The following is a 9,964-nucleotide window of genomic DNA, read 5'->3' as shown; positions in this document are numbered from 1 at the left end:
ATATGTGTATAAGACACAGCACCGACGCCGACCCCCACCCCCACGCCGAACCCGACGCCCTCGGCGGGATACTCCGGGTGCACGCTCACGCCGTCCGCCCCGTCGGGCTCCATCGCGCAACTCGTGGGCAACGCGTCCATGCCGGGAACGGTGTTCTTCACCGTGCAGGTGCCTGGCCGCTCGCCTCAGTCCATGTCGGTGGGCACCTACGGTCCGTCGAACTCCTGGACCTCGCCGAGCCTGCTCGGCGGGACGACGACCCAGCTGCCCGCAGGGGTCACGCTGGCGGACGTGCAGGTGCGCATCGGGTTCACCGGCTCCACGGGATCCGCGGCGGCGCTCGACATCACGCTCGCCGGCTGCTCCTGAAACGGGGGAGGTACCGGTTCACTCCTCCGAGCGGACCGGCTCCTCCTGAGGCAATCCCAGAGAGGCGTCCTGTCCGGTCGCGATCCAGGCGGACGTGAGCAGCAGGATCCGGCAGACGATGTTGAACCACAGCAGCAGACCGACGAACACCGCGAAAGTGGCGATCACCGGGTTGCTCGTCGCACCGCCGAGCAGCGCCGAGCCGAGCACCTTGACGACGAAGAGCGCGACGCCGCCGAGCGCAGCCCCGCGCAGCAGCGGCCAGAACGGCACCTCGACCTCGGCGAGGAATGAGTGGATCGCGACGAGCACCAGCACGTCGAACAGGTAGAGCGCGCCGTAGCGCGCGAGCGCGCCGAGCCAGCCGAACAACCAGCTGTCCGGGTCCGCTCCGAAGAACGAGAACAGGAAGTCGGTGAGGCTCGAGCTCATCAGCGTGAGCGCGGCCGAGACGAGCAGCGCGGCGAAGAAGCCGATCGCGAGCACGAAGTCCCGCAGTTTCAGCAGCAGCGCGTTGCGATACTGCTTGACCTCCAGCCCGAAGATGAGTCGGATCGAACGCCGGGTGCTCGTGAACCAGCCGAGCACGACCCAGAGCAGCGACGCGCCCGCGACGATGCTGAGCCAGGTGATCGAGCGGGACTCCAGCAGCACGTCGAGTTTGACCGCGGCGTTCGTCTCGTTCCCCGTGCCGACGAGACCGGGAACGAGGATGTTGATCTGCGTGACGATCGTCTCGAGCAGCTCGGGGCGCCCCCGGAGCAGGATCCCGAGCACGCCGAACCCGACCCAGAGCGCGGCGAACACCGCGAACAGGGCCTGATAGCTCATTCCAGCAGAAAGGGTGCTGCCGCCCACGTCCGTGAAGTGCGAGAACGCACGATACGGACGCAGGCGGAGCACCCGCTGCCAGAGCGCCTGCATAGCGCCGATCTGCTTAGGAGGTCTTTCCGGTGCGGATCGCAGCCTTGACCTCGGCGATGGCCTTCGTCACCTGGATGCCGCGGGGGCACGCGTCGGTGCAGTTGAAGGTGGTGCGGCAGCGCCACACGCCCTCGGTGTCGTTGAGGATATCGAGGCGCACCTGGGCGTTCTCGTCGCGCGAGTCGAAGATGAAGCGGTGCGCGTTGACGATCGCGGCGGGGCCGAAGTACTGGCCGTCGGTCCAGAACACGGGGCACGAGGTGGTGCACGCGGCGCACAGGATGCACTTGGTCGTGTCGTCGAAGCGCTCGCGGTCGGCGATCGTCTGCTTGCGCTCCTTGCCGCCCTCGGGCGCGGTGCCCGAGACCAGGAACGGCTGCACCTGGCGGTAGGCCGCGAAGAACGGCTCCATGTCGACGATCAGGTCCTTCTCGAGCGGCAGGCCCTTGATCGCCTCGACGGTGATCGGCTTGGTAATGTCGAGGTCCTTGACCAGGGTCTTGCACGCCAGGCGGTTCTTGCCGTTGATGCGCATCGCGTCCGAACCGCAGATGCCGTGCGCGCACGAGCGGCGGAAGGTCAGCGTGCCGTCCTGATCCCACTTGATCTTGTGCAGCGCATCGAGGATGCGATCGGTCGGGTACATGGGGACGTCGAAGTCCTCCCAGTACGCCTCGCGGCCCGACTCGGGGTCGTAGCGGCGGACCAGCAGGGTGACGTTGAACGGCTTCAGCCCGGCCTCTTCGGCGGGGTTGCCGGGACCGTTGGAGGTGGCGCTCATGGGTTAGTACTTCCTCTCCATCGGCGGGTACCGCAACTCGCCCTGTTCGTTCTTGGTGAAGACGACCGGCTTCCAGCCCAGCGTGATGTGGTCCTCGGGGTTCGGCGAGTGCGGGTCGCCGGTGAGGTACGCCATGGTGTGCTGCATGTAGTTCTCGTCGTCGCGGTTCGGGTAGTCGTCGCGCATGTGACCGCCGCGGCTCTCCTTGCGGTTGCGCGCAGCGAACACCAGCACCTCGGCGAGGTCGAGCAGGAAGCCCAGCTCGATGGCCTCGAGCAGGTCGGTGTTGTACCGCTTGCCGCGGTCCTGCACGCCGACGTTGACGTAGCGCACGCGCAGGTCGTGGATCACGCCGAGGACCTCGGTGAGGGATTCTTCGGTGCGGAACACCTGGGCTCCGCGGTCCATGGCCTCCTGCAGCTCCTTGCGGAGGTCGGCGACGCGCTCCGTGCCCGTGCCGTTGCGGAAGTTCTCGACCATCTCGCGCACGTTCTTGGCGGGGTCCTCGGGCAGCGGGACGAATTCGGCGGTGACCGCGTAGTCGGCCGCGTTGTTGCCCGAGCGCTTGCCGAACACGTTGATGTCGAGCAGCGAGTTGGTGCCCAGACGGTTCGAGCCGTGCACCGAGACGCAGGCGCACTCGCCCGCGGCGTACAGACCGGGCACGACGGTGTCGTTGTCGGCCAGGACCTCGGCGTTGTTGTTGGTCGGAATGCCGCCCATCGCGTAGTGCGCGGTCGGGAACACGGGGACCGGCTCGGTCACCGGGTCGACGCCCAGGTAGGTGCGCGCGAACTCGGTGATGTCGGGGAGCTTGGTCTCGAGCACCTCGGCGCCCAGGTGGGTGCAGTCGAGGTAGACGTAGTCCTTGTGCGGGCCCGCGCCGCGGCCGTCGAGCACCTCCTGGACCATGCAGCGCGCGACGATGTCGCGGGGCGCGAGGTCCTTGATGGTCGGGGCGTAGCGCTCCATGAAGCGCTCGCCGCTCGCGTTTCGCAGGATCGCGCCCTCGCCTCGGGCGCCCTCGGTGAGGAGGATGCCGAGACCTGCGAGGCCCGTCGGGTGGAACTGGTAGAACTCCATGTCCTCGAGCGGGAGGCCCTGGCGCCACACGATGCCGACGCCGTCGCCCGTGAGGGTGTGCGCGTTGGACGTGGTCTTGAAGATCTTGCCGAAGCCGCCCGTGGCGAAGACGATCGACTTCGCCTGGAAGACGTGCAGCTCGCCGGTGGCGAGCTCGTAGGCCACGACGCCGGACGGCTTGCGGTCCTTGCCCTCGCCGCTCATGACCAGGTCGAGCACGTAGAACTCGTTGAAGAAGTTCACGCCCAGCTTGACGCAGTTCTGGAACAGCGTCTGGAGGATCATGTGGCCCGTGCGGTCGGCCGCGTAGCAGGCGCGGCGCACGGGCGCCTTGCCGTGGTCGCGGGTGTGGCCGCCGAAGCGGCGCTGGTCGATCTTGCCCTCGGGGGTGCGGTTGAAGGGCAGGCCCATGTTCTCGAGGTCGATGACCGCGTCGATGGCCTCCTTCGCGAGGATCTCGGCCGCGTCCTGGTCGACGAGGTAGTCGCCGCCCTTGACGGTGTCGAAGGTGTGCCACTCCCAGTTGTCGTCCTCGACGTTGGCGAGCGCCGCAGCCATGCCACCCTGCGCCGCACCGGTGTGCGAGCGGGTCGGGTACAGCTTCGTGATGACCGCGGTCTTGGCCTTCGGACCCGCCTCGATCGCCGCGCGCATGCCGGCGCCGCCGGCGCCGACGATGACCACGTCGAACTGGTGGTAGGTGACGCCGTCCTTGACGGTCACGTCCTCGCCCTCGTGGGTGTTGGTAGTCACGTGTAGCTACTCCGTTCGAAAACTGTTACTTGGCCGTGCAGAAGGAGGCGACCAGCGAGGGGTCGGCTCCGGCGGGGCACGGATCGAAGGTGAAGACGACCAGGGTGCCGAGCAGGATCAGCAGGGCGGCCGCGAGGAACAGCGCGACCTTGAGCGCCTTGGCCACCCCGGGCTTGGACACGTAGTCGTTCACGATGGTGCGCATGCCGTTGGCGCCGTGGATGAGCGCGAGCCACAGCATCAGGAGGTCCCAGACCTTCCAGAAGGGGCTCGACAGCTTGCCGCCCACGAAGGCGAAGTCGATGGCGTGCACGCCGTCGCCCACCATCAGGTTGGAGAACAGGTGGCCGAAGATCAGGACCACCAGGAGCACGCCGGAGGCGCGCATGTAGATCCAGCCCCACTTCTCCCAGTTGGTGCGCTTCTTGGCCGCGGGTTGCGTGCGGGGAGCTTCGATCGTCGTCATCTCTCTTCTCCTCGCCTCAGTGACCGAACACGTTCATCAGGTGGCGCGGCGCGAAGCCGAGCATCGTGACCGCCCACAGCACGACGACGATCCAGAACAGCACGCGCTGGTACTTGGTGCCCTTGCTCCAGTAGTCGACCAGGATGATGCGCAGGCCGTTGAAGGCGTGGAACACGATCGCGCCCACCAGGCCGAGCTCGCCGAGGCCCATGATGGGCGTCTTGTAGGTGCCGATGACGGCGTCGTACGCCTCAGGGCTCACGCGGATGAGCGCGGTGTCGAGCACGTGCACGAGCAGGAAGAAGAAGATGGCCACGCCGGTGATGCGGTGCAGCACCCAGGACCACATTCCGACACTGCCGCGGTAGAGCGTGCCGCCCACGCGTTCCCGCTTCTTCGCCGCTGGCGCGACCTCTGCCGTTTGGGCTGACACGTGCACCCTCCTCGAATCGTGGGCCGTAGGCGATCGCCTACGGCAACATCACACGGGTTCACGGCAGCGCGGACGGGCGAATGGCCACGAGCGTGCTGCACTGCTGAGAATCCGCCGCGAAACCATTATGGCACCATTCGATAGCGGATCCTGACGCGCCATCCACGGTGCGTCGAGGCACGGGTCGTTAGTCTTGAGGCATGACCGATCCCTCCCCCGTCGACACGCGCACCGTCCCCGCGATCGAGCGCCTCACCTGCGTGATCCCCGCCGGTGGCGTCGGCTCCCGGCTCTGGCCGCTCTCGCGCGCCAATGCGCCGAAGTTCCTGCTCGACCTCACGGGCAGCGGCGACTCGCTGCTGCGGGCCACCTGGGACCGTCTCACCCCCATCGCTCCGGCCGATCGCATCATGGTCGTCACCGGCAGCGCGCACCGCGAATCGGTCGAGGCGCAGTTGCCCGAGCTGCTCGTCGACAACCTGGTGACCGAGAGCGAGCCGAAGGATTCCTCCGCCGCGATCGGCCTCGCCGCCGCGATCCTCGAACTGCGCGACCCCGATGCGATCCTCGGGTCCTTCGCCGCCGACCATGTGATCCGCGGCAACGTGCTGTTCGAGCGCGCCATCCGCACCGCCGTGCAGGCGGCCGATCAGGGGTACATCGCCACCATCGGCATCCACCCCTCGCACCCGGCGACCGGCTTCGGCTACATCGAGAGCGGCGCCGCCCGCGGCGACCTCGCCCCCTTCGACGTCTACGACGTCACCTCTTTCGTCGAGAAGCCCGACGAGCAGACGGCGCGCGACTACGTGGAGCACGGCGGCTTCCTCTGGAACGCCGGCATGTTCATCGCGCGGGCGACCGTGCTGCTCGATCAGATGGCCCTCGCCGAGCCCGAGCTCGTGCGCTCGCTGCGCGAGATCGCGGCCGCGTGGGGCACCGATCAGGCGGCCAGCGTGCGCGAGCGCCTGTGGCACGGCCTGCCCAAGATCGCGATCGACTACACCGTCGCGGAACCCGCTGCGGCGGCGGGCAAGATGGTCTGCGTCGCGGCGCACTTCGAGTGGGACGACGTCGGGGACTTCGCGTCGGTCGCGAACCTGCTGACCCGCGGCCGCGGCAGCGACCTCGCCGTGCTCGGCGACGGCGCGCAGGTGCTGTCCGACGCGTCGAGCGGCATCGTGGTCTCCGAGAGCGATCGCCTGGTGGCCCTCGTCGGCGTCGAGGACGTCGTCGTGGTCGACACGGCCGACGTGCTGCTCGTCACGTCGAAGGCGCACGCGCAGGACGTCAAGAACCTCGTGACCCGCATGCGGGTCACGGGCGGCGGCCACCTGCTCTGAGCTTTCCGGGCGAGAACGGGAGCCGGACCGGTCCCGGTCCGAGGACCCGGCGTAGCATGGGCCGCATGAGCGATCTCGAGCCCGTCCTCCGCACGCTTCCCGCTTTCCCCGACGAGCTGCCGACGCTCGACCCGGAGCAGCTGCCCGACGATCCCGAGGAGCTGTTCCGCGACTGGCTGGGGGCCGCGATCGACAGCGGCGAGCGGCAGCCGCACGCGATGACGTTCATCACGGTCCGCCCCGACGGGGTCCCGGTGGGACGGACGCTCATCGTCAAGGACATCGACGGCGCCGGCTTCCACTTCTCGACGCACCGCAGCTCGCGCAAGGGTGCGGAGCTCGACGCGTATCCGCAGGCGTCCATGCTCTTCTTCTGGCGCGCGTCCGGCCGCCAGGTGCGCATCACGGGTACGGTCGTCGCGCTCGACGAGGCGATCTCGCAGCGCGACTGGGCCGACCGTCCGAGCTACACGGGCTCGCCGAACCCCGATTGGCAGCGCTACGCGCTCGTACCGAGCGAGTACGAGTTCATGCAGGCGCAGCACGACCGTAAGCACCCGCGCATCGAGTACCGGCGCGACGGTGCGAACGCGTGGTCGCACGGCCGGGTCGCGACGCCCGCCGGCTGAGCCGGTCGGCCCCGGCCACCGGGCCGGATCCGGCGCGCCGATCCGCCCCGCGCTCGACCCGCTCAGTGCACGAACAGCAGGAGCGCGGCGACGCCGATGAACAGGCCGCCGAACACCGAGTTGAGCGTGCGCTGCCCTCTGGGGTTGCGCACGACCTTCGCGAACGGGCGCGCAGCGGTCGCGAAGACGCCCCACATCACCACGACGTCGACGCCGATCACCGTCACGGCCAGCAGCAGGTACTGCGGCAGCTGCGGCGCATCGAGCCGGATGAACTGCGGGATGAAGGCGAGGAAGAAGACGATCGCCTTGGGGTTCAGCAGGTTCACCCAGAATCCGCGCCGCACGATCGACCAGGCCGACTCGCCGCGGGTGATCGTCGCCCCGGCGTTCGCGTCCTCGTCCTCGTCCTCCGCGGCGGTCGGCTTCGCGAGGATCAATCGGATCCCGAGGAACACGAGGTAGGCCGCGCCCGCGTAGCGGATCCCCGAGAAGATCAGCGGCGAACGCGAGACCAGCAGGCCGACGCCCGCCGCGACGACGATCACGTGCACGACGAGCGCGAGCTGCTGGCCGAGCACGCCCCAGCCCGAGCGGCGCCACCCCACGAGCATCGAGTTCGACATCGTGTTGATGGCCCCGGCTCCGGGCGTGAGGCTGATCACGATCGTGGCGGTCAGCAGGGAGAGCCAGGTCGCGAGGGTCACCAGGCGAGTGTACGGGATCCGCGCCCGCCCCTCCGCCCCGGGTTCAGTCCCGGGAGAACACGATGTGAGTGACGCCGCTCGGCGTCGTCTCCGACGCGATCCGGTAGCCCTGCTCCAGACCTTCCAGTCCGTCCCACAGCCGCTCGCCGCGACCCAGCAGGATCGGCACCTGCACCACATGGAGCAGGTCGACGAGGCCCGCGGCGAGGAAGGAACGGGTCGACGACGGTCCGCCGCCGAGGCGGACGTCGAGTCCGCCGGCCAGCTCCCGCGCCTCCGCGAGCACTTCCTCGGGGGATCCGCTGCGGAAGTGGAACGTGGTCTCCCCCACTTCGAGCGACGGCAGCTCGCGACGCGTCATCACGATCACCGGGGTGTGGAACGGGGGCTCGTCGCCCCACCAGCCCCGCCAGTCGGGGTCGTCCTGCCAGCCGGGAGGGCCGAACTTGTTCGCCCCCATGATCTCGGCGCCGATGCCGTCCCAGGCCCGGCGGGCGTACACGTCGTCCGGCGCCGTGGCGGGATCGACCTCCTGCCGCTCGCGCGCCCCGGTCAGCCCTTGGAAGGTCGCCGTCGGGAAGAACCACTCCATCAGGCGGGTGCCGGCGTGCCCGAACGGCGACTCGAGGCGCTGGTCGGCACCGGTGCCGAAGCCGTCGAGCGATATCGCGAGATTGTGGGCTCGCAGACGTCCTCCGCTCATGGCGGGTCCCCCGTCTCTGGAGCTCCGTGCACCGGGATCGGCGGCGCCTGCGGGCCGGAAGCTGAGGCCACCCTACTCCCGGCCCACGGGATTCAGAAGTGGGTGCCGCCGTCGATCCGCACCTCGGTGCCGGTGATGAACCTGCCGTCGTCGCTCGCGAGCATCGCCACGACGCTCGCGACCGTCTCGGGCCCGGCGAAGCCCTCGCCGAGCGCCGGCTGCAGCTTCATGAACAGCATCATGTCGGCGTCTTCGGGCAGTCCGGGCCCCTGGCTCTGCTTGCTCGCGCCCGAGCCGTCGGTCATGCCCGACGAGATCGAGCCCGGCTGGACCGCGGTGAAGCGGATACCCTGCTTCGCGTACTCGGCCGCCAGCGCGTGGGTCATCGACTGCACGCCGCCCTTGCTCGCCGCGTACGCGGCCATGTAGGGGTGCGCGAACATCGCCGAGGTCGAGCTGAAGTTCACGACCGCGGAGCCGTTGCCCTCGAGCAGCGCGGGGATGGCGGCGCGGATCATGAGGAATGTGCCGACGAGGTTGACCCGGATGACCTGCTCGAAGGACTCGAGCGCGGTCTCGTGGGTGTGCGAGGAGCGCAGGATCCCCGCGGCGTTGACCAGCACGTCGAGCCCGCCCAGCCAGTCGACGGCGGCGGTGACGGCAGCGGCGACGGAGGCCTCGTCGGCGATGTTCACCGTGACGGTGTGCAGCCGGTCCGCCGCGTCTCCGGCCTTCGCGACGGTGTCGGCGAGGCCCGCTTCGCTGACGTCGGCGGCGACGACGCGGCCGCCCTCGGCGAGCATGCGCAGCACGGTGGCCTGCCCGATCCCTGATCCACCGCCGGTGACGAGTGCGCGGCGACCTTCGTAACGGTTCATGATTCGACCTTTCGAGCGTTCAGATGATATGCATGTCATGCCAGCTTGGCACGTCGTGCCACTCTTGACAACGTGCGCGGTCACCGCGGAATTCCCGTACGCTTCGAACCGTGGAATCCGCACCGTCCCTCACCGATCGCCGCAAGGCGGACACCCGACTCGCGATCGCCCGAGCCGCCGCTTCGCGTTTCGCCGAGCACGGCGCGAACCGGGTCACCGCGGAGACCATCGCGGACGCCGCGGGGGTCTCGCTGCGCACCTTCTACCGCTACTTCCCCTCGAAGGAGGACGCGGTCGCCCCCTTGCTCGGCATCGGGGCCGCGTCCTGGCAGGACGCGCTCGCAGCGTCCCGCCCCGGCGATCCGCGCGAGGCGATCCCGACGATCATCGACCGCCTGCTGATCCCCGCCGGCCCCGCGGAGCGGGAGGGGCTGCGTTGGACCCGCGGCCTGCTGCGCGCCATGATCGACGACCCCGCACTGCGCGCGGTCTGGCACCGGGTCAACCACGACTCGGAGACCCGTCTGCGCGCCATCGTCGCGGAGCTCGAGGGCCCCGACTCCGATCCGTTCCAGGTGCGACTGCTCGCGGCCGCGGCAACGGATGCGATCCGGCTCGGGCTCGAGCACTGGGCCGCGGGAGACCGGGATCCCGACGGCGCTGCGGGCGAACCCGCGCGACTCGCGCGCCGCGCGTTCGCCGAGCTCTCGCGCGGGGTATCCACGGCCTGATCGCACGGGCGCCGACGACTCGGCGGACTCCGCTTCTTCGGATCTTCGATTCGCGAGAATTTTTTCCCGAGTCTCGCGACACCTTTCCCCTACCCCGTACTCTCCTGAGAGAAACGACCGTTTTCGAAACAGCGCCGCGTCCCGTCCGGGCCGGCGCGACGCGG

General features: G+C 69.2%; 12 protein-coding genes. 4 read left to right on the top strand and 8 right to left on the bottom strand.

Features of this window, described 5'->3' with window-relative positions:
* The first annotated feature begins 192 nt into the window (after positions 1–192).
* Positions 193–369 (top strand): hypothetical protein, encoded by a 177-nt coding sequence (locus BMH31_RS15510; protein WP_158234992.1) that lies wholly within the window; start codon positions 193–195, stop codon positions 367–369.
* Positions 370–387: 18 nt separating this feature from the next.
* Here BMH31_RS15510 and BMH31_RS10125 read toward each other — a convergent pair whose 3' ends face one another.
* The 5 genes from BMH31_RS10125 to sdhC are packed head-to-tail and all read right to left on the bottom strand — an operon-like array spanning position 388 to position 4,809.
* Positions 388–1,293, bottom strand: coding sequence for a YihY/virulence factor BrkB family protein (locus BMH31_RS10125; protein ID WP_099724109.1), 906 nt, complete (start codon positions 1,291–1,293; stop codon positions 388–390).
* A 13-nt stretch (positions 1,294–1,306) separates the two neighbouring features.
* Positions 1,307–2,074, bottom strand: a complete 768-nt coding sequence (locus tag BMH31_RS10120) for a succinate dehydrogenase iron-sulfur subunit (protein WP_099724110.1) — start codon at positions 2,072–2,074, stop codon at positions 1,307–1,309.
* Between the two features lie 3 nt (positions 2,075–2,077).
* On the bottom strand, positions 2,078–3,910 hold the full coding sequence (gene sdhA, locus BMH31_RS10115) for a succinate dehydrogenase flavoprotein subunit (RefSeq protein WP_099724111.1): 1,833 nt from the start codon (positions 3,908–3,910) through the stop codon (positions 2,078–2,080).
* Between the two features lie 25 nt (positions 3,911–3,935).
* Positions 3,936–4,376: a succinate dehydrogenase, hydrophobic membrane anchor protein gene (gene sdhD / locus BMH31_RS10110; protein ID WP_099724112.1), complete on the bottom strand. Its 441-nt coding sequence runs from the start codon at positions 4,374–4,376 to the stop codon at positions 3,936–3,938.
* A gap of 16 nt (positions 4,377–4,392) precedes the next feature.
* Positions 4,393–4,809, bottom strand: a complete 417-nt coding sequence (gene sdhC, locus BMH31_RS10105) for a succinate dehydrogenase, cytochrome b556 subunit (protein ID WP_099724113.1) — start codon at positions 4,807–4,809, stop codon at positions 4,393–4,395.
* Between the two features lie 200 nt (positions 4,810–5,009).
* Between sdhC and BMH31_RS10100 the strand changes: the two genes are divergently transcribed.
* Complete coding sequence (locus tag BMH31_RS10100; protein ID WP_099724114.1) at positions 5,010–6,152, top strand: mannose-1-phosphate guanylyltransferase; 1,143 nt, start codon at positions 5,010–5,012, stop codon at positions 6,150–6,152.
* Between the two features lie 65 nt (positions 6,153–6,217).
* Positions 6,218–6,781: a pyridoxamine 5'-phosphate oxidase family protein gene (locus BMH31_RS10095; RefSeq protein ID WP_099724181.1), complete on the top strand. Its 564-nt coding sequence runs from the start codon at positions 6,218–6,220 to the stop codon at positions 6,779–6,781.
* A gap of 62 nt (positions 6,782–6,843) precedes the next feature.
* On the opposite strand, the gene BMH31_RS10090 is transcribed toward BMH31_RS10095, so the two are convergent.
* The 3 genes from BMH31_RS10090 to BMH31_RS10080 all read right to left on the bottom strand — a co-directional run bounded on the left by BMH31_RS10090 (position 6,844) and on the right by BMH31_RS10080 (position 9,069).
* On the bottom strand, positions 6,844–7,488 hold the full coding sequence (locus tag BMH31_RS10090; protein ID WP_099724115.1) for a LysE family transporter: 645 nt from the start codon (positions 7,486–7,488) through the stop codon (positions 6,844–6,846).
* A 43-nt stretch (positions 7,489–7,531) separates the two neighbouring features.
* Positions 7,532–8,191 (bottom strand): dihydrofolate reductase family protein, encoded by a 660-nt coding sequence (locus BMH31_RS10085; protein ID WP_099724116.1) that lies wholly within the window; start codon positions 8,189–8,191, stop codon positions 7,532–7,534.
* 92 nt (positions 8,192–8,283) lie between these two features.
* Positions 8,284–9,069, bottom strand: a complete 786-nt coding sequence (locus BMH31_RS10080; RefSeq protein WP_099724117.1) for an SDR family oxidoreductase — start codon at positions 9,067–9,069, stop codon at positions 8,284–8,286.
* A 110-nt stretch (positions 9,070–9,179) separates the two neighbouring features.
* On the opposite strand from BMH31_RS10080, the gene BMH31_RS10075 reads away from it, so the two are divergent.
* A complete protein-coding gene (locus BMH31_RS10075; RefSeq protein WP_099724118.1) occupies positions 9,180–9,800 on the top strand; it encodes a TetR family transcriptional regulator in 621 nt (206 codons plus the stop codon).
* The last annotated feature ends 164 nt before the right edge of the window (positions 9,801–9,964 follow it).

The sequence above is a fragment of the Leucobacter sp. OLIS6 genome, from assembly GCF_002752355.1.
Taxonomy (GTDB): domain Bacteria; phylum Actinomycetota; class Actinomycetes; order Actinomycetales; family Microbacteriaceae; genus Leucobacter.
The sequence above is the reverse complement of the archived record's forward strand: the minus strand, read 5'-3'. Positions and strand labels throughout refer to the sequence as shown.

Coding starts and splice junctions, on each gene's coding strand:
- BMH31_RS15510 (WP_158234992.1), top strand. CDS start 193: ATGTCGGTGGGCACCTACGGTCCGTCGAACTCCTGGACCTCGCCGAGC.
- BMH31_RS10125 (WP_099724109.1), bottom strand. CDS start 1,293: ATGCAGGCGCTCTGGCAGCGGGTGCTCCGCCTGCGTCCGTATCGTGCG.
- BMH31_RS10120 (WP_099724110.1), bottom strand. CDS start 2,074: ATGAGCGCCACCTCCAACGGTCCCGGCAACCCCGCCGAAGAGGCCGGG.
- sdhD (WP_099724112.1), bottom strand. CDS start 4,376: ATGACGACGATCGAAGCTCCCCGCACGCAACCCGCGGCCAAGAAGCGC.
- BMH31_RS10100 (WP_099724114.1), top strand. CDS start 5,010: ATGACCGATCCCTCCCCCGTCGACACGCGCACCGTCCCCGCGATCGAG.
- BMH31_RS10095 (WP_099724181.1), top strand. CDS start 6,218: ATGAGCGATCTCGAGCCCGTCCTCCGCACGCTTCCCGCTTTCCCCGAC.
- BMH31_RS10085 (WP_099724116.1), bottom strand. CDS start 8,191: ATGAGCGGAGGACGTCTGCGAGCCCACAATCTCGCGATATCGCTCGAC.
- BMH31_RS10080 (WP_099724117.1), bottom strand. CDS start 9,069: ATGAACCGTTACGAAGGTCGCCGCGCACTCGTCACCGGCGGTGGATCA.